Origin of the sequence: Sorangium sp. So ce448, assembly GCF_051520915.1 — a bacterium.
Lineage (GTDB): Bacteria > Myxococcota_A > Polyangia > Polyangiales > Polyangiaceae > Sorangium > Sorangium cellulosum_B.
Genome location: NZ_CP150343.1, coordinates 485,751 through 511,570 on the forward strand (window position 1 = coordinate 485,751; position 25,820 = coordinate 511,570).

Annotated in this window: 10 protein-coding genes and 1 tRNA gene; 5 read left to right on the forward strand and 6 right to left on the reverse strand. The window is 71.8% G+C overall.

Annotated features, from left to right (window positions below):
* Nucleotides 1-48: 48 nt before the first annotated feature.
* The gene (locus WMF45_RS01890) at nucleotides 49-1,167 is read right to left on the reverse strand and encodes a cytochrome-c peroxidase (protein WP_437715270.1); all 1,119 of its coding nucleotides are present in this window, start codon (nucleotides 1,165-1,167) and stop codon (nucleotides 49-51) included.
* 514 nt (nucleotides 1,168-1,681) lie between these two features.
* Between WMF45_RS01890 and WMF45_RS01895 the strand changes: the two genes are divergently transcribed.
* Together WMF45_RS01895 and rd are read left to right on the forward strand one after the other, a co-directional pair.
* Nucleotides 1,682-2,521, forward strand: a complete 840-nt coding sequence (locus tag WMF45_RS01895) for an SDR family NAD(P)-dependent oxidoreductase (protein WP_437715271.1) — start codon at nucleotides 1,682-1,684, stop codon at nucleotides 2,519-2,521.
* 159 nt (nucleotides 2,522-2,680) lie between these two features.
* Nucleotides 2,681-2,845, forward strand: coding sequence for a rubredoxin (gene rd / locus WMF45_RS01900; protein WP_437715272.1), 165 nt, complete (start codon nucleotides 2,681-2,683; stop codon nucleotides 2,843-2,845).
* A gap of 455 nt (nucleotides 2,846-3,300) precedes the next feature.
* On the opposite strand, the gene WMF45_RS01905 is transcribed toward rd, so the two are convergent.
* Together WMF45_RS01905 and WMF45_RS01910 are read right to left on the reverse strand one after the other, a co-directional pair.
* Nucleotides 3,301-3,373 (reverse strand) — tRNA-Ala (locus WMF45_RS01905).
* Between the two features lie 162 nt (nucleotides 3,374-3,535).
* On the reverse strand, nucleotides 3,536-5,686 hold the full coding sequence (locus tag WMF45_RS01910) for a hypothetical protein (RefSeq protein ID WP_437715273.1): 2,151 nt from the start codon (nucleotides 5,684-5,686) through the stop codon (nucleotides 3,536-3,538).
* A 194-nt stretch (nucleotides 5,687-5,880) separates the two neighbouring features.
* Between WMF45_RS01910 and WMF45_RS01915 the strand changes: the two genes are divergently transcribed.
* Nucleotides 5,881-6,171, forward strand: coding sequence for a hypothetical protein (locus WMF45_RS01915; RefSeq protein ID WP_437715274.1), 291 nt, complete (start codon nucleotides 5,881-5,883; stop codon nucleotides 6,169-6,171).
* Here WMF45_RS01915 and WMF45_RS01920 read toward each other — a convergent pair.
* Both WMF45_RS01920 and argB read right to left on the reverse strand, forming a co-directional pair.
* On the reverse strand, nucleotides 6,123-6,599 hold the full coding sequence (locus WMF45_RS01920) for a hypothetical protein (protein ID WP_437715275.1): 477 nt from the start codon (nucleotides 6,597-6,599) through the stop codon (nucleotides 6,123-6,125). The genes WMF45_RS01915 and WMF45_RS01920 overlap by 49 nt on opposite strands.
* Nucleotides 6,600-6,678: 79 nt before the next feature.
* Complete coding sequence (gene argB / locus WMF45_RS01925; RefSeq protein ID WP_437715276.1) at nucleotides 6,679-7,533, reverse strand: acetylglutamate kinase; 855 nt, start codon at nucleotides 7,531-7,533, stop codon at nucleotides 6,679-6,681.
* Nucleotides 7,534-7,742: 209 nt separating this feature from the next.
* Here argB and WMF45_RS01930 point away from each other — a divergent pair, with 209 nt between their 5' ends.
* Together WMF45_RS01930 and WMF45_RS01935 are read left to right on the forward strand one after the other, a co-directional pair.
* The gene (locus WMF45_RS01930) at nucleotides 7,743-8,858 is read left to right on the forward strand and encodes a M20/M25/M40 family metallo-hydrolase (protein ID WP_437719480.1); all 1,116 of its coding nucleotides are present in this window, start codon (nucleotides 7,743-7,745) and stop codon (nucleotides 8,856-8,858) included.
* Nucleotides 8,859-9,032: 174 nt separating this feature from the next.
* On the forward strand, nucleotides 9,033-14,093 hold the full coding sequence (locus WMF45_RS01935; RefSeq protein ID WP_437715277.1) for a protein kinase domain-containing protein: 5,061 nt from the start codon (nucleotides 9,033-9,035) through the stop codon (nucleotides 14,091-14,093).
* 22 nt (nucleotides 14,094-14,115) lie between these two features.
* Here WMF45_RS01935 and WMF45_RS01940 read toward each other — a convergent pair whose 3' ends face one another.
* Nucleotides 14,116-25,680 (reverse strand): amino acid adenylation domain-containing protein, encoded by an 11,565-nt coding sequence (locus WMF45_RS01940; RefSeq protein WP_437715278.1) that lies wholly within the window; start codon nucleotides 25,678-25,680, stop codon nucleotides 14,116-14,118.
* Nucleotides 25,681-25,820: the final 140 nt, after the last annotated feature.

Genomic DNA, 25,820 nt, shown 5'->3' on the forward strand with positions numbered 1-25,820 from the left:
CCGCCCTCCCGGCGCAATCCGGTGATCAGCGTGATCCGCGTGATCAGCTCACGTCGGGTCGGCCTTGGGCGTGGTCGGCCCGCTCGGGGGCAGCTCGGGCTGCTTGATGTAGTCGGTCGGGAGATCGCCGGTGAGCGACTTGAGGAACGCGACGATCGCCTTCACCTCTTCGGGCTTGGCCTCCACGCCGAGCTGGTGCCACGCCATCTTGGTCACCGTCTCGTCGAGCGTCGCGATCGAGCCGTCGTGGAAGTACGGGAAGGTCTTCTCGACGTTCCTGAGGCTCGGGACGCGGAAGAAGAACTTGTCCTTCTCGTCCTTCGTGGCGTCGAAGCGCCCATTGTCCTTGAGGCCGGGGAACTCCTTCACGAGGCCGAGCTTCTGGAACGTGGAGCCGCCGACGGCGACGCCCGTGTGGCAGGTCGGGCACCCGAGCGAGATGAACTTGTGGAACCCGGCCTTCTCCTCGGCGCTAAGGGCCTTGTCGTCGCCGCCCAGGTACTTGTCGAAGCGCGACGGCGTGACCAGGCCGCGCTCGAACGCGCCGATCGCCTTGGCCATGTTGTCGTAGGTGATCGGCTCCTTGTCGTCGGGGAAGGCCGTCTTGAAGAGCTTCACGTACTCGGGGATCGACTTCAGCGTCGTGATGACCCGCTTCTCGTCCGGCATGGCCATCTCGACGGGGTTCAGGATAGGCCCTTTGGCCTGGTCCTCGAGCGTGGCCGCGCGGCCGTCCCAGAACTGGGCGATGTGGGGGCCCGCGTTGTACGCAGAGGGCGAGTTGCGGCCGCCGAGCTGGCCCTTGTGCCCGGAGGAGAACTGCTTGTTGTCGACGCCGTAGCTCGAGAGGCCATGACACGAGTTACAGGAGATATCGTGGTTCTTCGAGAGGCGCGTCTCGTACCACAGCATCCTTCCCAGGGTCACCTTGTCATCGGTGATCGTGTTCTTGTCCGTCTCAAATTTTGCGGGCAGGACCTTGAAGGACTTGACGTCCTTCTGATCGAAGACGAGCGGCTTCACGTCGCTTGTCGCCGCGGCGGTCGCGGCGGGCTTCGCCGTGTTCGAGGCCGGGGCGGCCTTGTGCTCGTACTCCGCGGATCGTTCGCAGGCGCCCAGCCCGGCGGCGATGAAGAGCACACTGATGAGAGATGAGGGCCAACGCATGAGGTCTCCTGGCTCGTGAGGACGCCGTCCACGGTATGAGAGAGCCGCCGCGGACGTCAACGCGCGCCGCGGGCGCACCGTCGCCGCGCTCGCCGGCCAAGGCGCGGTGCTGGGGGCGGTCGCGGGGGCGCCCCCGAGGTGATGCGTGTTACCGGCCGGTTGCGACTCGTGGTCTCGAAGGTAGCGCGATGGATGTCGAAGTGCCTCCTGCGCGCCTATCTCCCCCGAGGTGCGCTTCTCCGTTTCGCCCGATTTCTCCGAGGTGCTGCGCGGCGTGCTCGCGCGGCCTGCGGGGTAGCGGGCGAGCTGCGGTAGGGCGGAAGCGTGGAGGCGCGGAAACGCCGGAGGGCGGAAGCGTGGAAGCGCGGAAACGCGGGAGGGTGGAAGCGCGGAAGCGTGGAAGCGCGGAAACGCCGGAGGGCGGAAGCGTGGAAGCGCGGGGCGTGGACGATGGGAGGCCGACCGGCGAGGGGGCCCTTGCGCGCCCGGGGGGCGCCGGGCAACCCTTTCGGCCGTGCACTCGCCGATCGACAGCGGGGTCGTGCTCATCACCGGCGCGTCGTCGGGCATCGGCCGCGCGCTGGCGCTCGAGATCGCCCGGCGCGCCCGGGCGCTCGTGCTTGTCGCGCGCCGCAAGGATCGCCTGGAGGCGCTGCGCGCCGAGCTCGCCGCGGCGCGCCCGGAGCTCGCCGTGCTCGCCTTCGGCTGCGATGTCACCGATCGGGCGGCGGTCGACGCGATGCTGCTCGCCGTCGAGGCCGAGGTCGGGGGGGTCGACGTCCTCGTCAACAACGCCGGGTTCGGCGACATCGGCGTGTTCGATCTCTCCGCGTGGTCGCGCACCGAGCAGATGATCGCACTGAACGTGACGAGCCTCGCGTACCTCACGCACCGGCTCGTCGGCCCGATGGTGTCGCGCGGGCGCGGCGCGATCGCGAACGTGAGCTCCGGCTTCGGGATGACGTTCGGGCCCGGGATGGCCTCGTACGTCGGCACGAAGCACTTCGTCACGAGCTTTACCGAAGCGCTCCGCCTCGACCTCGCCGGCACCGGCGTGCGGGTGACGCAGGTCTGTCCGGGGCCCGTGCGGACCGAGTTCAACGAGGTGGCCGGCAACTTCACGGGCCTCGAGCCGCCCGCGCTCCTGTCGATCTCCCCGGAGCGCTGCGCGCGCGCGCTGGTCCGCGCGGTGGACCGCGGCCGCGCGCTCGTGGTGCCCGGGGTGGTGGCGTGGCTCGTCATCCATCTCGGCGTCATCTGCCCGCGGTGGCTGCTCCGGCTCGCCTACTGGCCGATCGCGCGCGTGCTGCGGAAGAAGCAGCTCGCGGTGCGCGACGCTCCGGCGCCGCCCTGAGGCGCGCGTCCTGGCGGCCACGGTCGCCGAGGCGGCGCGCCGGGGCGCAGGACATGGGCGCCGCGGCGAGAGCTGCGGACCAGAAGGTTCATCTGCGGCCGTGTCCGCCCTCGTGGTAGCGTCAGGCGCCTCTCGTCGAGCTCCTGAGGAGAACCACGGATGAAGAAATATCGGTGTCTGGTCTGCGGATTCGTCTATGACCCGGCGGTCGGTGACCCCGACACCGGCATTGTGCCGGGGACCTCGTTCGAGGACCTGCCCGACTCCTGGATGTGCCCGGAGTGCGGCGCGACCAAGGCCGATTTCGAGCCGATCGACGAGTGAGCGAGCCGCTCCTCCGCGCCGCCTCGGCGAGCCGAGCGCTGGACAGCGCGGAGGCGCCGGCAGCGTGAGCACATCGGCTGCGTGGTCGCCGCGCACCGATGTGCTCCTCGGGATCGCGCCACGCGCGGTCCCCGTGGGCTCTCCACCCCATCCACCGCGGATCGGCCTGACGCACGCGGCCGGGTGAGCGCCAGCCGCAGCCGTGCGGGCGCTCAGCGCAGCGAGGCACAGGGCGACGTCGATGAACGTCGCGGCGCGCGCTCAGCGCAGCGCGCTGCCCCGCGCACCTCATCGCAGTCACCTCGCGCCCGATCCAGGCGCTGGCCACGCGCCTGAACGAGCTCACGCGCTCTCCGCGGACCGCGTCTCATGCGGTCACACGCTTTCGAGAGCGTGGCAATGGCGTGGAGGAAGAAGAAGAACGGCTAAGAAAGAGAATTGAGCTGCTTCGAGGGTGGACCTGACAGGGATCGAACCTGCGACCTCTAGAGTGCGATTCTAGCGCTCTCCCAACTGAGCTACAGGCCCTCGCTTTCGAGAGCGCGGACTCTACTCGCCGGGGCGCCGCTGTCAAGCATGGATCGCGGTTTTCTCTCCGCCGCGTGCCTGTCGTTGGGGGGGGGACCCTGGGCGTGCCACCAGGTCCCCTTGCTTGCCTTGTTTCCCCTGGTCCCCCGCGTTCCCCGCGCCCTAGTTGGCAGGGCTCGGCGGCTCCGCGGGCGCGCCGGGCGCCGGCTCCGCCTGCGCGCGCGCCTGGGCCTTCGGGTTCTGGAAGACGAAGAGCTTCTCGCGCTCCTCGCCGTAGCTCTCCGTGCTGCCCCACTTCGGGTTCCAGTCCTTCACCCAGTACACCTCCCCGGAGACGATCGCGTCCTCGGGCCGGCCCGTGCGCTCCGGGTAGCGGTAGATGTACTCCTTCATCGCGTCCCGGTACGCGGTGTTCGCCGGCAGCTTGATGCGGGCGAAGTAGTCGCACCAGATCTGGGTGTACGCGAAGCTCTTCGTGTGCAGGAGGTCGAAGTTCGGCGGCTCGCCGGTGAAGGGGTTGATGTGGCGGCCGTCGACCGTGATGGCGTCGACGACGATCGTCCCGTCGTCCATCACGGGGTTCGGCGAGAACATGAACCAGCCCTGGAGGAACCGGAGCTTCTGCGAAAGGACACGCGTCGGCTCGGGGTGAGGCACCTTCCAGCGGTTCTTGATGACCCAGAGCTCGACCGCCGCCTGGTTGACCGCGCCGACGAACATCACGAGCACGGCGAGCTCGCGGAACGTCGCGAGCACCTTCCAGCCGGCCAGCCGGAGCGGCGCCGGCGGGGGCGCGATCTCGGAGCGCTCCGGGATCCGCGCGCCGAGCGCCCGGCCCAGGCTGCGGCGGTGTGCCGCCGCCATCGCCGCGGTCGCCGCGTCGCTCACGAGCGGCAGGCGGAGCGCCCACGCCACGGCGGGGCCGAGCGGGATCGCCGCGACGATGTCGGCGAGCGCCGCGGCCCCCTCGGCCGCCTCGCCGCCCGGACGCCGCACCGAGAGCCCGTGGGGCGCGGAGCTCGACGCCTCGAAGGTGAGCAGGCCGAACCGGTCCATCCGCTTCAGCAGGCGGCAGGCGAGCACGGCGCCCGGCGAGCGCGGGTCGAACAGCACGACGCGGGCCCGGTGCATGCGCCGCATCGTGCGCGCGGCGATCTCCCAGTCCTCGCGGCTGATGAGGAGCGTGGAGAACACGCAGAGCGCCCACGCGAACGGGCCCAGCACGAACGTCATGCCGAACCCGACGTGGAGCAGGTTCATCATCACGAGCGTGAGCCGCCGCGCCCACACCCGGCCTATCGGCGACAGCAGGCACACCGGGATGGCCGCCTCGAACGAGATGACCATCCTCGTCATGAACAGGATGAGGAAGTTCGGCGCGTAATCGCGGATGTCCGCCACGATCGGCGTCACCATCCGGTCGACGTAGAGAACGAAGTGGACCGCGGTCCCGTTCTTCCAGGCGGGGCCGGTCTTGTGCACAACGTTGAAGAAGTAGATCGCCGAGAGCTGGATCAGCAGGACGGGCCCGAGGACGGTCACGTAGGCGTCCGGCTTCCGGGGGTCGTCGAGCGTGGAGCGGTCGTTCAGATCGTCCGCGGTCCGCTCGCGGCTCCGCTTCATCGACGCGAGGAGCGCGTCGAGGGAGAAGCGATCGCCCAGCGGCAGGAAGCACGTCCAGAGCAGCAGCAGGTTGTGGACGACGTAGCCGCCGTTCTCGATGAGCAGGACGCGCCCGTTCATGCTCGTGACGAACACGAGCGAGAGCACCTGCATGAGCTTCGTCTTCCAGCCGAGGAGCAGGCAGACGTAGGTGGCGAAGATCACGGCCCAGAGGACCCAGAGCTCGCCCGGCGTGGAAAAGGCGTTGACGAGCGAGAAGTTCCCGCCGCCCTGCGGGCGCCAGAGGTTCACGTGGTTCGGCAGGACGCCGATGTCCGCGAACATGTCGGACCACGCCCAGCTGCGGCGGAACAGGTCGCCGATCAGGAAGAAGCCGAGCAGGATGCGCGTGAAGCCGAGCGTCCGCCGGTCGAACGTGAAGAAGGCGTCCCGGAGGATGTCCCACATCGACGGCCCGCGCGGCCGAGGAGGCGGCTCCGGCTCCGCGCCGTCTTCCTCGTCCTGCTCGCCCTCCGCGGCGCCATCGTCCTCGGCGGCCCCGTCGTGCTCCGCCACGCGCGCGGCGCCGTCGCCCGCGCCGGAGCCTCTCGCGGCGGCGGCCTCCGGGCCTGCTTCGCGGCTCTCGCCGGGGTCCTCGTTCCGGGGCGCGCCCTCGGGCCCACCCTCGTCGCGATCGTCTTTTGCGTTCATAAGGCGTCGAGATCGATGCTGCGCGAGCGGAGCGCTCGCCGTTCCCATCCCCTACCTACCGCAACCGCGCGGGCGCCGCACGAGGCGACCAGGGGCGCGACGGGCGAGCGCGCCCCGTCACGCCCTGTGGGCAGGATCGCGACCGCACGGCGCGCTTGATGCGCGCGGCGCGGGACGGTAACGAGGAGGGCGACGTGCGCCCCATGTCCAACGCGCCCGACGCGCCCGACGCGCCCGACGCGCCCGACGCTGAAGAGCGCCTCGCGCTCGCGAGCTGCGCCTTCGTGGCCGGCTGCATCCTGCTCGCGCCGCGCGAGTGGATCTCGGCGGGGCTCTCGCTCGCGCTCGCTGCGGCGCTCTTCGGGTGGCACCTCCGGCGGCGCGCCGCGACCCCGAAGGGAGGGCCGGCGGCGCTCGCGCAGGGCGCCCGCGGCGCTCAGGGCGCGCCGGGTGAGCCGGGTGAAGAGCCCCGGGCGCCCGCCTGAACGCGCAGCGGAGGGCGGCCGAAGCGGGCGCGCACGCGGTCGGCGACGGCGCGCACCCGCGGCGCCCCGAGGAGCCGCCGCTCCAGGCGCCGCTTGCCGGGGACGTCGAGGAGCATCACGCCGATCAGGATCACCAGCGCGCCCGGACCGGGGACGCCGGGCAGCGACAGCAGGATCCCGAGCGCGACGGCCATGACGCCGAGCAGGTTCTTTCCGACGCGCGCCGCCATGCGCACCCAGGCCGGGTGTCTTTCCAGGAAGGGCGCCTCCTCCTGCCTCTCCAGGTAGTCCTCGGGCAGACGGACGAGCACGACAGTGACGAGCGCCATGCCCGCGATGAAGCTGACGATGCACACGCCCACGCCGATGGCGAGCTGCTGGCGGTGCGCGTCGACGAACGCGCGCGCTGCTCGGGCGGCATCCGTCATCGATGAGGCGGGGAGCATACGGCGGTGAGGCAGGGAGCATACGGCGCGCGGCCGGCCCGGGCGAGTCGGGCCGCGCGGTTCAGGGGACGAGCACGGTGCCGATCGAGCCGGGCTCGCTCGCTTCACGCGCGAGATCGCCCGGCTTGAGCCGCCCCAGGATGTGGATGCGGCGAACCCCTTCGGCGAGCGCGGCGAACGACTCCTCGAGCTTCGGGATCATCCCGCGGGTGACGGCGCCGCTCGCGATGAGGGCGCGCCCCTCCGCGACCGTGAGGCTCGGGATGCGCGAGGCGGGATCGGCGACGTCGCGCAGCACGCCCGGCACGTCGCTGACGAGGAAGAGCCCCGCCGCGCCGAGCTCGATGGCGACCCGGTTGGCGACCGTGTCGGCGTTGATGTTGTACGCCTGCCCGTCCGCGCCGGCCCCCAGGCAGGCGAGGACGGGCAAGTAACCGCCGCTCCCGAGCAGCTCGAGCAGCGCGCGATCGACGCCCGTGATGTCGCCGACGAGGCCGAGGTCCACCGGCTCGGGCCCGGCGCCGGCGTAGACCTGCGGCGGCCGCTTGACCGCCGAGAGGGCGGGCCCGCTCGCGCCGTGGAGCCCCACCGGCCTCGCGCCCGCGGCGACGAGCGCGGCGCAGAGGTCGACGTTGAGCTTGCCGGCGACGACCATCTTCATGACGTCGAGCGTGTCCGCGTCGGTGACGCGCTGACCGGCGACCTGCCGGACGGGGATGCCGAGGCGCTCCTGCAGCCGGGTGGCCTGCGCGCCGCCGCCGTGGACGACGACAGCGCGCGCGCCCGCGCGGGTGAGCGCCGCGAGGTCGCTGGAGAGGATGGCGAGGGCAGGGCCGCCCACGACCTCGCCGCCGAGCTTGATGACGAGCGGGCCCGTCGCCGTGGTCACGGGTGCCTCCGCGCTGCTCTGGGACATTTCATGAAGGGCACACGTACCACTTCTGCTGCGGCCAGGGCAGAGGTCGCCGGGGCGCGCGAGGTGGTGGCGGCGTGGCGGCGGCGTGGCAGCGCGAGCGGGCGCCGGCGACCTCGGGCGGGGCGGCGCTCGGCCCTCCGTGGCTTTCGTGGCATGCTGGCGCGGTGATCCAGGCCCTCCGACAGGCGCTGTCCAGCCGCGCGGAGCCGATGCTCGCGCTCCTCGAGCGGCTGGTGAACCTCAACTCGTTCACGGACAACCCGCGCGGCGGCGACGCCGTGGGCGAGGTCCTTGCCAACGAGCTCTCGACGATCCCCGGCCTGTGCGTGCGGCGGTTCGCGAGCGCGCGCTACGCGGCGCACTGGGTGGCGGAGAGCGAGGCGGCCAAGGCGTCGCCGGCGGGGCACGTCGCCCTCGTCGGGCACCTCGACACGGTGTTCCCCCCGGGGGTCTTCGAGGGCTTCCGCCTGGACGGGGAGCTCGCGCGCGGGCCCGGCGTGCTCGACATGAAGGGCGGGCTCGTCGTGGTGATCGAGGCGCTCAGGGCGCTCGAGCGGATCGGCGCGCTGCCGGCGATCCCGGTGCGGTTCGCGATCGTGGCGGACGAGGAGGTCGGGTCGCCCGAGGGGCGCCCGCTGCTGCAGCGCGAGCTCGCGGGCGCCGCGTGCGCGCTCGTGTTCGAGGCGGGGCGCGAGGGGGACCGCATCATCACCGCGCGCAAGGGCACGGGGGGCGCGACGGTGAGGGCCACGGGCAAGGCGGCGCACGCCGGCAACGCGCACCGGCAGGGCGCGAACGCCATCTGGGCGCTCGCGCGCTTCATCGACCGGGCGCAGCAGCTCACCGACCACGGGCGGGGGGTGACCGTCAACGTCGGCAAGGTGAGCGGAGGGCAGGGCAGGAACACGGTGCCCGACGCGGCGGAGGCGCAGGTCGACCTCCGCTTCGTGAGCCGCGCGGACGGCGAGGCGATGCTGGCGGCGCTCGCCGCCGCGGCGCGCGAGGCGGCCGCGGAGGTGCCCGGCACCGCCGTGCAGGTCGACGGCGAGATCGCGCGGTCGCCGCTCGCGCGGACCGACGCGAGCGCGGCGCTCTGCCGTGAGTACGCGGCCTGCGCGCGGGCGGCGGGGCTCGGCGACGCCGAGGCGCCCCTCCTCGGCGGCGGATCCGACGCCAGCTCGACGGCCGAGATCGGGATCCCGTCCATCGACGGGCTGGGGCCGCGGGGGAGCGGCTTCCACACGAAGGACGAGCTCGTCGAGGTGGGAACGCTGGTCCCCAAGGCGGAGGCGCTGGCGGCGTTCCTGCTGGGCCGGCGCGCCTGAGGGCTGACGGGCGGCGCGCGCGACTCCGACGCTCGCCTGCCGCGGGCTGCCACGTGCGACCCCAGGGGCTCACCTGGGCGGCTGCCGCGTGCGCCGCGTGCGCCGCGTGCGCCGCGTGCTGACCCTGTCAGGGATCCCCTTGCTGTGATGACGCGAACCCGCGAGAATGTATTTATGGCAAGTGGGGCTGCTTACACATTGACCGGCGTCATCCACGAATCCTCGGCGACGACGGTCTACCGGGGAGTTCGAGAGAGCGACGGCTCGCCGGTGGCGATCAAGCGGCTCAGGAGCGAGCGCCCGCTGCCGGTCGAGATCGCGAAGCTCAGGTACGAATACGCCATCGCCCGAGACCTCGCGCTGCCCGGCGTCGTGAGGGTCTATGGGATCGAGAAGGTGGGCAGCGGCCTGGCGCTCATCATGGAGGACGCGGGCGAGCGCCCGCTCAACGAGATCATCGGCGCGAGCAAGCTGAAGCTGGAGGACGCGCTCCGTATCGCGATCTCGATCGCGGACGCCCTGGAGTCCGTCCATCGACGAGGCGTCACGCACATGGACGTCAAGCCGCACAACATCCTCGTCAACGCGGAGACGCTGGAGGCGAAGCTGACGGATTTCGGCAGCGCGACGCGCCTGTCCCAGGAAGCCCACAAAGCGAACCGCTTCGCGTCCTTCGAGGGGACGCTGGCCTACATGTCGCCGGAGCAGAGCGGGCGGCTGAACGTCGTCATCGATCGCCGCACGGACCTCTACTCCCTGGGCGTCACCCTGTACGAGATGGTGACGGGCGTCCTCCCGTTCCGGACGACGGACCTCATGGACCTCGTGCACAGCCACATCGCGCGGACCCCGCCGGCGCCGAACACCGTGTCGCCCGCGGTGCCGAGCGCCGTCTCCGACATCGTGATGAAGCTCCTCGCCAAGAGCCCCGACGACAGGTACCAGAGCGCCCACGGGCTCAAGCTCGACCTGGAAGAGTGCTCGTCGCAGCTCTCGTCCAAGGGCAAGATCGAGCCGTTCCCCGCCGGCCGCTACGACTACGTCGATGAGCTGCGGGCGCCTCAGAAGCTCTACGGCCGGGAGACCGAGGTCGCGCTCCTCTCCGACGCGTGGGTCCGCACGAGGCAGGGTGGGAGCGAATCCGTCCTGGTCTCGGGGTACTCCGGGATCGGCAAGTCGGTCCTCGTGAACGAGCTCCAGAAGAGCGTCGTTCGCGAGAGAGGGTATTTCGCGACCGGCAAGTTCGACCAGCTCAACCGCACGACGCCGTACGCGGCCGTCGCGCACGTCTACCAGGAGCTCATCCGCAACATCATGGCGGAGCCCGCCGAGGCGCTTGGGCAGTGGAAGCGCAGGCTCTCGGCGGCGGTCGGCTCGAACGGGCAGCTCCTCATCGACCTGATACCGGAGCTCGAGCTCCTCATCGGCCCTCAGCGGGCCGTCCCGGCGCTCGGCCCCACCGAGTCGCAGGCGCGGTTCCAGCTGACGCTCCAGAACTTCTGCCGCGCCTTCCCCTCCCAGGAGCGCCCCCTGGTCCTCTTCTTCGATGACCTGCAGTGGGCGGACGCGGCGTCGCTCAAGTTCCTCCAGACCATCGCGGCCGAGGCGCGGATCGCCTACATGCTCATGATCGGCGCGTACCGCGACAACGAGGTGGACGCGAGCCACCTGTTCTCCGTGGTCCTCGGGGAGCTCCGCAAGAAGGCGGCCGGGGTCAGCGAGCTGACGCTCAAGCCGCTCGTCTTCTCCGACGTGAAGCAGCTCGTCGCCGACACGTTGAGCTGCGATCCTCAGCGCGCGGAGCCCCTCGCGCGGCTCATCTTCGACAAGACCCGGGGCAACCCGTTCTTCATGAGCCAGCTCATGAAGAGCCTGCACGCCGAGAGGCTCCTCTCGTTCGACCCCGGCGGCTTCTCGTGGACATGGGATGTCGATCGCATCCGCGAGGCGAAGGCCTCGGAGAACGTGATCGAGCTCATGGTGGGCAAGATGCGCCGGCTGCCCGAGCGCGCCCAGCGTATCCTCTCCCTCGCGGCGTGCGTCGGCCACCAGTTCGATCTGACGACGCTGGCCATCGTGACGAGGCGGTCGCGCATGGAGGCGGCCCGCGAGCTCTGGGGCGTGCTCCGCGAGGGCTTCATCCTCCCCGTGGACGCGGAGTCCAGGTTCTTCGATATCGCCATGGACGGTGAGCTCGCCGTCGCCGAGGACGGCTCCGGCGAGGAGCTCAACGTCTCTTACAGGTTCTTGCACGATCGCGTGCAGCAGGCCGCCTACGCGCTCATGGACGACGCGGACAAGCAGGCGGCGCACCTCCAGGTCGGGCGGCTGATGCTGGAGGACAGCAAGCGAGATCAGTCCGAGGCCGAGCTGTTCGACATCGTGGGCCACATGAACAGGGGCGTCGCCCTGATCACGGACGAGCGCGAGAAGCGGGCGCTCTCGCGGCTGAACCTCGACGCCGGCAAGCGGGCGAAGCTGGGGGCGGCCTACGACGCCGCCGTCCATTACCTCGAGATCGGGACATCGCTGCTCGACGCCGAGAGCTGGAAGAGCGACTACGAGCTCGCGTTCGGGCTCCACGCCGAGCTCGCGGAGTGCAGGTGCCTGAGCGGCGGCTTCGAGGCGGCCGAGCCGCTGTTCGACGTCCTCTCGACCCACGCGAAGACCACGCTGGATCGCGCGAACGTCTGCGTGCTGCGCATGACCTTCTACCTGATGCTCGGCCAGATCAACCGGGTGATAGACCAGGGGCTGGAGGCGCTCGGGCTGCTCGGGGTCGAGCTCCCGCAGGCCGCCGAGGCGCGCGAGGCGATGCTGCGCGCGGAGCTCGCCGCCCTGCGGGCGAGCCTGGAGACGCGTGAAATAGCCAGTCTCATCGACCTGCCGCAGGCCTCCGGCGCGGAGACACAGATGATCCTGGGCCTCCTCGGCGAGCTGGCGACGCCGGCGAACGCCGTGGATCCCACCCTCGGCCTGCTCGTGGTGGTCAAGCAGATCAACCTGTCGATACAGCACGGCAACTCGGCCATGTCCGCCCTGGGGTACGTCTCGTTCGGCAGCATGCTAGGGAACGATCTGCCCCTGTTCCGGGACAACCCTCAGCGCTACGAGGAAGGGTACGAGTTCGCGAAGCTCGGGATCGCGCTCAACGAGAAGTTCAACAACGTCCGCCTCACCTGCAAGCTGCTGATCTACTTCGCGGCGATACTCCACCTGTTCGAGCATCTCTCGGAGACGATCGACTGCTTCGGGCGTTCCCGCCAGGCCGGGCTGGCGAGCGGCGACCTGGTCTATGCGTCGTATTGCTGCATGCACATCGCGGCGGCGAAGCTGAACCTCGGCGACGACCTGGACGCGCTCGCGGACGAGATCGAGCAGAACCTCGCGCTCGTGCGGCGGATCGGCGATCTGACCACGATCCACGCCCTGGTCTGCGCGAAGCAGGTGGTCGCGAACCTCACGGGTCGAACCGAAGGGGGGCACTCCCTGAGCGGCGGCTCGTTCGACGAGGCCGAGTTCACGAGGTCGATCGAGGGGTCGGAGCTCGCCTATGTGGTCAGCTGGTACAGCGCCTTCAAGCTTCAGCTGAGCTACCTCCACGGGGACCACGCGTCCGCGCGCTCGTTCCTGGCCGCGGCCGAGCGGCAGAGCGTGGGGTGGTCGAGCCACGCCTGGGCGACGGAGATCGTGTTCTTCGGCTGCTTGACGCTCGCGGCGTCGTGCGACACGGCGCCGGCGGACGAGCGGGAGCAGCACATGGAGGCGATCGCGAGGCTCGAGGCGAAGCTGAACCACTGGGCGGAGCTGAGCCCGTCCAACTACGCCCACAAGAGCACCCTCGTGGCGGGCGAGGTGGCGCGCCTCTCGGGGAGGACGCGGGACGCGATGATGCTCTACGAGAAGGCGATCGACGGGGCGAGGGCGAGCCGGTTCGTGCGCGACGAGGCGATCGCGAGCGAGCTCGCGGCGAAGCTGTACGAGGCCGAGGGGCTGCTCCGGTCCGCCCGGGCCTTCATGACGGACGCCTACCACGCGTACCTCCTGTGGGGGGCGACAGCCAAGGTGGAGAGCCTGGCGCGGGTCGCTCCCCACCTCGTGCCCGCCGACGGAGGGCTCCTCGGGCCGCGCAGCGTTGTCGCCTCCTCGCGCTCCGGCAGGGCGCAGACAACGTCGACGACGCGGCTCAGCACCAGCATCCTCGACGTGGAAGCGGTCATCCAGGCTGCGCAGGCGCTCGCGGGCGAGGTCGTCCTGGAGAGCGTCGTGAGCCGGCTGATGGAGATCGTCATCAAGAACTCCGGCGCGCAGAAGGGCGCCCTCATCCTCGAGCGCGAACAGCACCTGCTCGTCGAGGCGGTCGTCACGGCGGAGCCGAGCTCGCTCCGGGCAGGCCTGGCCGCCCCGCTCGAGGGGAGCGCGGACGTGCCGATCTCCATCGTGCAGTACGTCGCGAGGACGAAGGAGCCCGTGATCCTGGCGGACGCGACCCAGGAGCCCCGGTTCGCGGGCGACCCGTACATCGCCGCGTGCGCCCCGAGGTCGATCCTGTGCCTGGCCATGGTCCACCAGGGCCGGACCAAGGGGATCATCTACCTGGAGAACCGGCTCGCCCCGAGCACCTTCAAGCCGGCGCGGCAGGAGCTCGTCAGGCTCCTTCTGACGCAGGCCGGGACGGCCGTGGAGAACGCGCTGCTCTACGAGCACCTGGAGCACCGCACGGCGGCGCTCCAGGAGGCCGAGCAGCGGCTCGGGGTCGAGTTCGCCGGGCGAGAGCGGAGCGAGCGGGAGCGCCTGTCCCTGCAGGAAGAGATCATCCGGGTGCAGAACGACCGGCTCGCGGAGCTGTCCACCCCCATCATCCCGATCACCGACCGGATCATGGTCATGCCGCTGATCGGGATGATGGACAGCGCCCGGGCCCAGCAGGCGCTCAGCACCGCCCTGCACGGGGTCGAGTCGAACGGCGCCGAGGTCGTGATCATCGACATCACCGGCGTGAAGCTCGTCGACAGCGACGTCGCGAGCACGCTGATATCCACGGCGAAGGCCCTCCGGATGCTCGGGGCGCAGGCGGTGCTCACCGGCATCCGCCCCGAGGTCGCGACGACCCTCACGGGCCTGGAGATCGAGTTCAGAGAGATCGTGACGCGGGGGACGCTCCAGAGCGGCATCGCGTACGCGCTGCAGAGGACGGGGAGGACCGACGGCCTCGTGAAGAGCGCCGCGCGCTGAGCGCGGCGCCGGCTCGACCGGCTCAGGTCCTCGCCTGTCCGCTGTCGGGGCTGCTGTCCGGGCCGCTTCTCCGGGAGCTCCATCGGCTCAACCCCGAGCGCGCGGTGCTCTCGGGGATCCTGGCCCGCACGCGGCTCCGCGACGTGATGTGCGCCCGGACGACGCGGGCCACGGACGCGACCTGAGGCGGCTCCATCATGGTGAAATGGTTGCCCGGGACCTGGTGCGTGACGAACCGCCCGCGGGTGAGGTCCCTCCAGTAGTCGACGTCGTCGGGCCCGCTCGCGCCGAGCTGATCGCGCGCGCCGACGAACAGGACGCTGGCTTCCGTCGGGCGCGGCTCGTAGCGCGTCATGGCGCGCCAGGTGCTCAGCACGATGGCGCGGAACGGCGCGTCCTCCCGGAGCGCGGCGACGAAGCCCTGGTACGCCTTGGGGGCCGCGTCCTTGAGCCCGATCAGCTGCCGGAGCACGTCGTCGGCGCTCTCGATCGACGCGCCCCGCACCGACGCCAGGGATCCGGTGTCCAGCAGGAGGAGCTGCACCTTCTTTCCTTCCGCCAGGAGCTGCTGCGCCATCTCGTAGGCGATCACGCCGCCGGCCGAGTGGCCGCCCAGGAGGTACGGGCCCTCCGGCTGGACGGCGCGCAGCTCTTGAACGTACCGCGCCGCCATGGCGGGGACCTCGGTGAAGACGGGCTCGTCGGGCTCCATCCCCGACGCCCGGATCCCGTAGATGGACAGCTCGGCGCCCATCTGCCGCGCCAGCTCGCGGTAGATGAAGATCGTGCCGCCGATGGGCTGCACGAGGAACAGCGGCGCCCTGCGGTGCGACCCGACGTGGAGCGGGACGATGAGCCGGCCGCGCCCGCGCCCCGACGCGACGCTGGCGCTCCTGTAGGTGGGCGGCGCGGAGGCGCTGGAAGGCTGGCTCTCGTGGATGTGCTCGGCGAGCGCCGCGACGGTGCGGAGCTCCAGCAGCGCGTGCACCGGGAGCTCGACCTTCAGCCGCTCCTTGATCAGGGTCCGCACCGCGATCGCGCTCAAGGAGTCCCCGCCGAGGTCGAAGAAGTTGTCGTGCGGCCGCACCTTGGCCACGCCGAGCACCTCCCTGAAGATGTCCGCGAGCGCGCGCGCCGCGTGATCCGCGGGCGCCCCCGCCCTCGGATCGGAGCTCGCGGCGCCCCGGTCCGTCGCAGGCGCCGGGAGCGGCGCCGCGTCGGCGCTGTCGAGCGCCGACGAGGGCGCCGCCATCGTCGCGGGCGCCGGGCGCGAGGCGCCGAGCATGTACGGCGTGCGCTTGAACGGGTACGTCGGCAGCGGGACGCGCCGGCGCCGCTCGTCCCGGGAGAACGCCGCCCAGTCGACGTCGGCGCCGGCGCACCAGAGCTGGCCGACGGCGGCGAGCAGCGCCTCCAGGTCCGTCCGATCGGAGCCCGAGCTCGCCATCGTCGTGAGAATGAGCCGCCCCGCGCCGGCGTCGTGGTGCTGGCTCGCCAGCGTGGCCAGCGTCCGCCCGGGCCCGACCTCGACGAAGACGTGATCCGGGTCGAGGAGCAGCGCCGCGAGCCCTCGCCCGAAGCGGACGGTCCCCCGGAGGTGCCGGGCCCAGTAGGACGGATCCTGGGCATCGGCGTCCGTCATCCACGTGCCGGTGAGGTTCGAGAGCATCGGGATGCGCGGCGCCCGTCGCTCCAGCGAGGCCGCCAGCTGGGTCAAGCGGTCCGCGAGCGGGCCGACGAGCGAGGAGTGCGCCGCCGTGGCGATCGGCAAGCGCCGGGTCTCGTGGCCCTCGCGCGCGCACTCCCGCTCGAGGCGCTCGATCGCCGGCAGCGTCCCCGAGACGACGCACACCTCCGGGCCGTTGACGGCGGCCAGGGAGAGGTCGTCGCCGAGCCGATCGAGCAGCGCGTCCTCGGAGAGATGCACGACGAGCGTCGCAACGTCCCTGGGCAGCTGCTCGTACAGGCGCCCGCGCGCCGCGATGAGCGTCACCGCGGCCTCGAGCGACAGCACGCCCGCGACGAAGGCGGCCGTGTACTCGCCCAGGCTGTGTCCGCTGACCGCCGCCGGGCGGATGCCCCACGACAGGAGGAGCCGCGCCGTCGCGACCTCGGTCGAGAAGATGGCCGCCATGTTCGCGCAGGGGGCGCGCAGCTGCTCTGCCGCGCGCTCCCGCTCCTCGGGGCCCGGGTAGAGCAGCGCCCGGATATCCATGGAGAGCGCGCGCTGGAACAGCGCGGCGCACTCATCGAGGCTCTCCCGGAAGACGCGCTCGCTCCCGTACAGCTCTCGCCCCATGTCCACCCGCTGGGAGCCTCCGCCGGGGAAGAGGAACACCACCTTCGGCGCGCGGCCCTCGGCGACGTCGCTGAAGGCGTGGGCGGGATCGCGCGCTCGCAGGCGGGCGGCGGCCGAGGCCGGATCGCGGCAGACGATCGCCCGGCGATGCGCGAACCGCGCCCGGCCCTGCTGGAGCGTGAAGGCGACGTCGGGGAGGGAGACGCGCGCCGCGTGCCGCAGGTGCCCGGCCAGCCGATCCGTGATGCCCTCGAGCGCTTCGCTCGTCTGCGCGGACAGGACGAGCAGCTGGCAAGCCCGCGACGGGCCGGACGGCTCCATCGGGGGCGCCTCCTCCAGGACCACGTGGGCGTTCGTGCCCCCCATCCCGAAGGCGCTCACCCCGGCGCGGCGCGGGCCCGCTCCGCGCTTCCAGGCGAGCGGCGCGGCGTTGACGAAGAACGGGCTGCTCTCCAGCTGGAGCTCGGGGTTCGGGCGCCGGAAGTGGAGCGTGGGCGGGATCAGCTCGTGCTCGAGCGAGAGCGCGGCCTTGATGAGCCCGGTGGCCCCGGCGGCCGCCCCCAGGTGCCCCAGGTTGCTCTTCAGCGAGCCCAGCGCGCAGAACCCGACTTTGTCAGTGCCCTTTCTGAAGGCGCGCGACAGGGCGGCGACCTCGATCGGATCGCCGAGCCTCGTGCCCGTCCCGTGGCCCTCGACGAAGGTGACGCTCTCCGGGTCCACGCCCGCGGCGGCGTGCGCCCTGAGGATCGCCTGCGCCTGTCCGTCCGTGCCCGGCGCGGCGTAGCCGACCTTGCGCGAGCCGTCGTTGGTGATCGCGGATCCGAGGATGACGGCGTGGATGTTGTCGCCGTCGCGGAGCGCGTCCTCCAGCCGCTTGAGCACGACAACCGACACGCCGCTGCCGGCCACGGTCCCCTGCGCGTCGGCGTCGAACGGCCGGCAGTGCCCGTCCGGCGACGCGAGCGAGCCCTCCTCGTGGACGTGGCCGAGCCGCGTCGGCGGGAGGACCACGACGCCGCCCGCGAGGACCATGTCGCACTCCTTCGTGGCGAGGCTCTGGCAGGCCAGGTGCACCGCGACGAGCGACGTCGAGCACGCGGTCTGGACCGTCACGGCGGGCCCGCGGAGGCCCAGCTTGTACGCGACCCGCGTCGTCAGGCCGTCGGTGACGTTCCCGGTGAAGACCCGGTAGTACTCGGCGCTCAGCGGCGCCTTGGGGATGCCGACGCGCTCCAGCCAGTACAGCGGGGCCTCGCTCCCGGCGAAGACGCCGACCGGCTGCTCGCACGAGAGCGGATCGTAGCCGGCCCTCTCCATCGCCTCCCAGGCGCACTCGAGGAAGATCCGGTGCTGCGGGTCCATGAGCATCGCCTCGTTCGGGCTGTAGCCGAAGAACCGCGCGTCGAAGCACATCGCGTCGTCCAGCACGCCGCACGCCGGCACGAGGTTCGGCGCGCGGATCAGCTCCAGATCGACGCCCGAGGCCTCCAGCTCCTCGGGCGTGAAGAAGCGGATGCCCTCGACGCCGTTGCGCAGGTTGAACCAGAGCGTGTCGACGTCGCGCGCCCTGGGGTAACGCCCGGCCATCCCGACGATCGCGACGGCGTTCGCCGGCGCCGCCTTGCGCTCCGGCGCTGGGGCCCGGCGGCTCGAGGGGCGCGTCGGCGGCGCCGGCGCCGCGGTCTCGTCTGCCTCCGCGGCGCGCGAGGCCGCCCCGAGGTGAGCGGCCAGGCTGCGGATCGTCGGGTGCTGGAACAGCTCCACGATCGGCACGTTCCGGCCGAGGCGCGCCTGGAGCGCGGCCTGGACCTGCACGAGCAGGAGCGAGTGGCCGCCGATCTCGAAGAACCGATCATCGAGCCCCACGCGGTCGAGGTCGAGCACCTTGCGCCAGATCTCGCTCAGGACGGCCTCGATGTCCGAGGCCGGCGCGGCGGTCCTGGGCTCGGCGCTCGGCGTCGGGCGCTCGGGCGCGGGGAGCGCGCGCCGATCGACCTTCCCGCTCGCGTTGAGCGGCAGCGCGTCGAGCTTCACGAAGATCGCCGGGACCATGTACTCGGGGAGCTTCGCCGCAAGGAACGCCCGCAGGGCCGGGAGGAGCGCGCGCGCCTGCTTCGCGCGGAGCGGGTCGTTGACGAGCGGCGAGCGCGCCTGTCCCTCGGCGGCGCTCGCGCCGAGGAGGGCGCGCGGCCTCCGCGGATCCCCGTCGCGCTCGAAGAGGGCGTCCATGCGCTCCGGGCCTCCGGTCCGCGACCAGGTGACGCGGACCGCGTAGCCCAGCCTGCCGCCGAGCTCCCAGAGCGCCTCCGGCTGGATCGCGGCGCCGGCGCGCGCGGGGCCCGCGGCGCAGAGGTCCTCCTTGGTCCCGCTCGCCGTCGAGAGCGCCGCTGCCAGGGCGACGTCCGCGTGCACGCGCGCGTTCGGGATGCCCAGCACCTCCAGCGCCTCGGGGCGGTCCTTGCGCAGCGATCGCTCGATCTCGTCGAGGTCCGCCGCGGCCGGCACGCCGATCGATCGAGCGATCGCGGCCGGCTCCGCCGCCGCGCCCACGAACAGCACGACGTCGTACCGGTAGCGGGTCATCTCCTCGGCGCCGTGGCCGCGCTTGAGCCAGATCTCCACGTGGCTCACGCCCGGGATCTGGCCGCGCAGGGCGCGGAAGTAGTCGGGCGCGACGACGAGCTCTTCCTCGGTCGAGATCGCCCGCCGCACCCGGCCACGCAGCTCCTCGGCCGTGGCGTCCGGCGCCGCGCGGTGGAGCTGCACCGACGCGTGGAACGCCGCGAGCAGGGGGAGGCTCCGCACGTCGCCGATGAACACGAGCCCGCCGGGGGCGACCGAGCGGACGGCGCCTTCGATCACCGATCGCAGGTAGTCGGCGCCGGGGAAGTACTGCACGATCGAGTTGAGGACGATCGCGTCGAAGCTCCCGGGCTCGACGTCGCTGAAGTCGTTGGCCTCGCGGCGCGCCAGCGTTACGTGGGTATACCCCCTGGCGGCGAGCCTGGGGCGGAGCAGGGAGATGGCCTGCTCGGAGAAGTCGGTCCCCAGGTAGGCTTCGCAGCGGGGCGCCGTCTTCAGGAGCAGGAGGCCTGTCCCGCAGCCGATCTCCCAGACCCGCTTCGGCTGGAAGGACAGGATCCGCTCGACCGTGAAATCGCGCCACGCGCGCATCTCCGCCGCCTCGATGGGCGCGCCGGTGTAGCTGCTGTTCCAGCCCGTCGTGTCGAGGTCCGGATCGGCGGCGGCGACGTCCTTCGCGTAGGTATCGTCGTACAGCGCGCGCCACTCCGTGACGTGGCCCGCCTGGAGGCCCGCGTCGCGCGCCGCGGGCTGCCCGCCGCTCGTCGGGACCACGTAGGCGACGAGGCGCTTGTCGCCGTGGGCGTCGTCCGTCGCGAGGACGACGGCGTCGTCGAGGGCGGGGTGCTGCCTGAGCGTGGCCTCGATCTCGCCGAGCTCGAGGCGGAAGCCGCGGATCTTGACCTGGTGGTCGATCCTGCCGAGGAACTCGATGTCGCCGTCGGGCAACCAGCGGACGAGGTCGCCGGTGCGGTACATGCGGGCGCCGGGCGCGTCGGAGAAGGGGTCGGGGAGGAAGCGGTCCTCTGTGAGCTGCGGGTCGTGGAGGTAGCCGCGGGCGAGGCCGTGGCCGGCGATGTAGAGCTCGCCGGGGACGCCGACGGGGACGGGCTGGCGTCGGGGATCGAGGACGTAGACGCGCACGTTGTCGATGGGCCGGCCGATGGGCGGCTTTCGCGAGGCGTCGCGGTCGGCGGGGGCGCCCCGCAGGAGCGAGCAGGAGGTGGTGACGACGGTGGCCTCTGTGGGGCCGTAGTTGTTGACGACCTCGAAGGGGATGGCGCGGTGAGGCCAGCGCCGTAGCCTGTCGCCGCCGGTGAGCAGGGCGCGCAGGGAGCAGCGAGCGGGCCAGTCGAGGCGCAGCAGCTCCTCGGCGATGGGGGTAGGGACGAAGGAGACCGAGATGTGCTGTTCCAGCAGCCACTGCTGGAGCTCCAGGGGCGAGCGGCGGAGGGGCTCGGAGGGGATGTACAGGCACGCGCCGGAGCAGAGCGAGGGCCACATCTCCCAGACCGAGGCGTCGAAGCCCGGGCTCGCGATGAGGGTGGTTCGATCGGTGCTGGACAGGGCGAACCGGCGCCTGTGCCAGGCGACCAGGTTGGTGAGCCCGCGGTGCTCCACGAGCACGCCTTTCGGGCGGCCCGTCGAGCCCGACGTGTAGATGACATACGCCAGGTCGGAGGGGCCTGTGCTCCTCGGCGGCGCCGGATCAGGCTGCCCTGTGGGCGCCCGCCCGTCGGCGTCGAGGCGGATCACCACGCCGCCGAACGCGGGGATGCGGTCGGCGAGGCGCGCCCCTGTGATGAGCACCGGCGCCCTGGAGTCGTTCAGCATGAGCTCCAGCCGCTCGCTCGAGCTCTCGGGGCCGAAGGGGACGTACGCCCCGGAAGCCTTGAGGATCCCGACGATGCCGACAAGGAGAGCGAGCGACCGCTCTGCGTGGATCGCGACCGCCGTCCCCGGCGCCACGCCGGCCTCGCGCAGGCGGTGGGCGAGCTGGTTCGCTCGGCGATCGAGCTCGCCGTACGTCAACGAGCCGCGCTCGGCCACGGCGGCCAGGGCATGCGGCGCGCGCGCCGCCTGCTCCTCGAACAGGTCGAGGACGCACCGGTCTCCTGGAAGGTCGACCGCGGTGTCGTTCATCTCGATCACGAGCCTCCGCTGCTCGACGCGCGTGAGCAGCGGCAGCGACGACACCGGCTGATCCGGCGCCGAGGACGCGGTGGAGAGCACCGTCAGCAGGTGCTCCGCCATCCGCTCGATCGTCGCTCGGTCGAAGAGATCGGTGCTGTACTCGAGCATCCCTGTCACGCCGTCGGGGCTCTCCCAGGAGTACAGCGAGAGGTCGAAGATCGTCTTCTTGGCGTCGGCCTCGATGGGACGGACCTCGACCCCGGCGAGCGCGAGATCGCGCTCCGCCGGGCTCTGCGGGGCGAAGACGATCTGCACGACCGGGTTGTAGCCCGGGCTGCGCTCGGGCCTCAGCTCCTGCACGAGCACGTCGAAGGGCAGCATGTCGTGCTCGTAGGCCTCCAGGCACAGCTGCCGCACCCGCTGGAGCAGCTCGTCGAAGCTCGGGTCGCCGGACAGATCGACGCGCAGGGGCACGATGTTCACGAAGAAGCCCATGATCTCCTCGAGATCCATGCGCGCCCGGTTGGCGCTCGGCATTCCGATCAAGAGGTCGTCGCGCTGCGTGTAGCGGTGCAGCAGGACGGCGAATGCGGCCATGAGGACCATCGTCAACGTCATCCCCCGCTGGGCGCTGAGCTCCCCGAGGCGCTCCACGAGCGGCGCGTCGAGCCGGAAGGAGACGGTGGCGCCGCGCAGGCTCTGGATCGCCGGCCGCGGATGATCGCTCGGCAGATCGAGCAGGGGCGGCGCGTGGAGCAGCCGCTCTTTCCACCAGGCGAGCAGCTCTGCTCGGGCGCTGTCCCTCATCTGCTCGCGTTGCCACGCGGCGAAGTCGGCGTACTGGATCGCGAGCTCGGGCAGCGCCGCGGGGGCGCCCCGGCGGTGGCCGTCGTAGAGCACGGCGAGCTCACGGAACGCGAGCTCGATGGACCAGCCGTCGGTCGCGATGTGATGGAGGTGGAGCCAGAGGATGTGGTCCTCCGGCCCGAGCTCGAGCAGGCAAGCCCGGAGCAGGGGGCCTCGCTCGAGGTCGAAGAGGGTCTGCGCCTCCGCGTTGATGCGCTGGTGCGCCGCGACCTCCCGCTCTTCCGGGGAGAGGTGCTGGAGATCCATCACGTTGAGCTGCGACGAGCTCTGCGGGGCGATGATCTGGACCGGCCGCCCGTCGCGCTCCGCGTAGGTCGTCCGCAGGATCTCGTGCCGCTGCGCGAGCTCGCGGAGGCTCCTGTCCAGCGCTCCGATATCGACGCGCCCGCGCAGGCGGAACGGGAACAGGCAGTTGTAGGCCCGGCTCTCCGGCGCCAGCCGCTGGAGGAACCAGAGCCGCTCTTGCCCGAAGGACAGGGGCAGCGGCCCGAGGCGCGGGACGGGCGAGATCGCGCGCTCGGCCCCGCGCGCCGCGCGCTCCTGCCTCACGAGGGGCGCGAGCTCGGCGATGGTCGGGCGGCGGAAGAGCTCCTGGAACGCGAGTTCGACCCCGAGCGCGCTGCGCACGCGGGAGAGCAGCCGCACGGCATGGACAGAGCTGCCGCCCAGCTCGAGGAAGCTGTCATGCACCCCCACGCGCTCCTGCCGCAGCACCTCCTGCCAGATTTCGGCGAGCGCCCGCTCGACGGGAGAGCGAGGCGCGACGAAGGCGTGCGCCAGCGCGGTCCGCGCGGGGCCGGGGGCCGGGAGCGCCGCTCGGTCGACCTTGCCGTTCGCCGTCATCGGCAGCGCGTCGAGCGCGACGAAGGCGGACGGCACCATGAACTCGGGCAGCCTGCCCAGGAGGTGAGCGCGGAGCGCTGCCGGCGACGCCTCCACTCCCTCCACGCCTCGCGCGGAGGCTCCGTCGCCGCTCGTCGGGACCACGTAGGCGACGAGGCGCTTGTCGCCGTGGGCGTCGCCGGTCGCGAGGACGACGGCGTCGTCGAGGCCTGGATGCTGCCTGAGCGCGGCCTCGATCTCGCCGAGCTCGAGGCGGAAGCCGTGGATCTTGACCTGGTGGTCGAGCCTGCCGAGGAACTCGAGATTTCCGTCGTGCAGCCAGCGGACGAGGTCGCCTGTGCGGTACATGCGCGCGCCGGGCGCGTCGGAGAAGGGGTCGGAGAGGAAGCGGTCTTCTGTGAGCTGCGGGTCGTGGAGGTAGCCGCGGGCGAGGCCGTGGCCGGCGATGTAGAGCTCGCCGGGGACGCCGACGGGGACGGGCTGGCGTCGGGGATCGAGGACGTAGACGCGCACGTTGTCGATGGGCCTGCCGATGGGCGGCTCGCGTGAGGGGCCGCGGTCGTCGTGGGCGTCTCTGGGGAGGGCGCAGGAGGTGGTGACGACGGTGGCCTCGGTGGGGCCGTAGTTGTTGACGACCTCGAAGGGGATGGCGCGGTGAGGCCAGCGCCGTAGCCTGTCGCCGCCGGTGAGCAGGGCGCGGAGGGAGCAGCGAGCGGGCCAGTCGAGGCGCAGCAGCTCCTCGGCGATGGGGGTGGGGACGAAGGAGACCGAGATGTGCTGTTCCAGCAGCCACTTCTGGAGCTCCAGGGGCGAGCGGCGGAGGGGCTCGGGGGGGATGTACAGGCAGGCCCCGGAGCAGAGCGAGGGCCACATCTCCCAGACCGAGGCGTCGAAGCCCGGGCTCGCGATGAGGGTGGTTCGATCGGTGCTGGACAGGGCGAACCGGCGCCTGTGCCAGGCGACCAGGTTAGTGAGCCCGCGGTGCTCCACGAGCACGCCTTTCGGGCGGCCCGTCGAGCCCGACGTGTAGATGACATACGCCACGTCGTCCGGCGCCTGGCCAGCGGCCGGAGGCACCTTGTCCACGGGCTCGCGATCGAGCATCGCCCGATCCGCGTCGAGGCGAACGACGCTGAGCCCGCCGCTCGGCACGCGGCAGACGAGGTGGTCGCTGGTCAGGAGCGCCGACACCTTCGCGTCCTCCAGCATGAACGCGAGCCGAGCCGGTGGATAGGCCGGGTCGAGCGGGACGTACGCGCCCCCCGCCTTGAGCACGCCGAGCGCGGCCACGATCATGTCCGGCGAGCGCTCCAGGCAGATGCCGACGAGCGCGCCAGGCCCGGCGCCGCTCTTCCTGAGGTGGTGGGCGATCTGGTTGCTCCGCCGATCCAGCTCGGCATACGAGAGCCGCTCGCCCTCGAACGCCACCGCGGCGGCGGAAGGGGCGCGGCGCGCCTGCTCCTCGACCTGCTCGTGGACCAGCTCGCGCGGCGGGGCCTTCGCCGCGCCGCTGCTCCAGTCGACGAGGAGCTGCCGCCGCGCGTCGGCCGACAGGAGAGGCAGATCCGAGATCCGCTGATCAGGGCCCTCGGCAGCGCCGCCGAGCAGCGCCTGCCAGCGCTCGAGCAGCCTGACCGCCGTCGCCTGCTCGAAGAGATCGCGGCGGTAATCGAGCCTCGCGACGACCCCTTCGGCGGCGTCCTCGACGCTCACCACGAGATCATGAGCGACGTACGGCAGATCGAGGTCCGTTCGGGTCAGCGTCAGCAGCGGCCCATGGCACGGCGGGGGGCAGGGGGGCGTCGCCGCGAAGAGGACCTGGACGATCGGCGCCCGGCCCGGGTCGTGAGGCGCGGCGAGCTTCTCCAGCAGCGCCCCGGCGGGAACCTCGCTGTTCGCTCTGCCCTCCTCGATGGAGCGGTGGACCTGGCGCAGGAGCTGTCGGAACGAGGGCTGTGCGCCGAACCTGCCCCGCACGATCACCGGGCCGCCGAAGAGGCCGATGAGCTCCCGGACGTCCGGCGTATCGCGCCCGGGCAGGGGCGTGCCGATCAAGACATCCTCCTCACCGGAGATCCGGTGCAGGACAGCCAGCATCCCCGCGAGCAGCGCGGTGAACAGGCTCGCTCCTTCGTCCCGGGCCGCCGCTTCGAGGCGCAGGAGGAGCGATCGGTCGAGCGCGCGCTCGACCGACCCTCCGTCGAAGGCATGCACGGCGGGCCGCGGCCGGTCCGTCGGGAGATCCAGGGCAATCGGCGCGCCGGCGAGCTCCCGTGTCCAGTGGTCGAGCCGCGCGTCGAGGCGATCGCCGGCGGCGCGATCGAGCTGCCGCCGGACGTGGTCCTGATAACGCATGGGCAGCGCCGGAGGCGTCATCGAATGGTAGAGGGCGCAGAGCTCCGAGAAGAACAGCCCCACGCTGAAGGCGCCGTCGCAGACGAGGCCGTGCATGGACAGCGCGACCAGGTGGCGGCGCGGGTGCGCCCGGATGAGCGTCACCCGCCAGAGCGGGGCACGCTCGAGATCGAAGGGGCGAGCGGCCTCCTCGCGGGCGGCCGCGAGCGCCGCCTCGTCCGAGGTGGGCTGTAGGTCCGGGGCCAGGTCCACCTCTCCGAGGTCGATCTCCACCGCGGGCCTGACCACCTGCGCGGGCTCTCCCTCGCGCTCGACAAAGGAGGTCCTGAGCGGCTCGTGGCGCGCCGATATCGCCTCGATGGCGCGGCGCAGCCTGGGTACATCGAGATCTCCGTCGAGCCAGGCCGCGCCGCCTTCATGGATGACCGGCGCGGGACCATGGACTCGAGCGAGGAGCCATTTCGTCTCTTGCTCGAAGGAAAGTGGCGCGTAAGTCAGCTCAACCATGGCGCATGCCCTCCTGTCCGTTGATGTCAGAGAGCACCTCCCTCCTCCCGCTCCGAGCGTTCGGAGAGGCCCTCGCAATGGGCTCACGCGCGCCGTGTAGGCGGCACCCATGCAGGTCGTCAGGCACTCCATTCGCTCGC

Coding starts and splice junctions, on each gene's coding strand:
- WMF45_RS01890 (WP_437715270.1), bottom strand. CDS start 1,167: ATGCGTTGGCCCTCATCTCTCATCAGTGTGCTCTTCATCGCCGCCGGG.
- rd (WP_437715272.1), top strand. CDS start 2,681: ATGAAGAAATATCGGTGTCTGGTCTGCGGATTCGTCTATGACCCGGCG.
- WMF45_RS01910 (WP_437715273.1), bottom strand. CDS start 5,686: ATGAACGCAAAAGACGATCGCGACGAGGGTGGGCCCGAGGGCGCGCCC.
- WMF45_RS01920 (WP_437715275.1), bottom strand. CDS start 6,599: ATGACGGATGCCGCCCGAGCAGCGCGCGCGTTCGTCGACGCGCACCGC.
- argB (WP_437715276.1), bottom strand. CDS start 7,533: ATGTCCCAGAGCAGCGCGGAGGCACCCGTGACCACGGCGACGGGCCCG.
- WMF45_RS01930 (WP_437719480.1), top strand. CDS start 7,743: ATGCTCGCGCTCCTCGAGCGGCTGGTGAACCTCAACTCGTTCACGGAC.
- WMF45_RS01935 (WP_437715277.1), top strand. CDS start 9,033: ATGGCAAGTGGGGCTGCTTACACATTGACCGGCGTCATCCACGAATCC.
- WMF45_RS01940 (WP_437715278.1), bottom strand. CDS start 25,680: ATGGTTGAGCTGACTTACGCGCCACTTTCCTTCGAGCAAGAGACGAAA.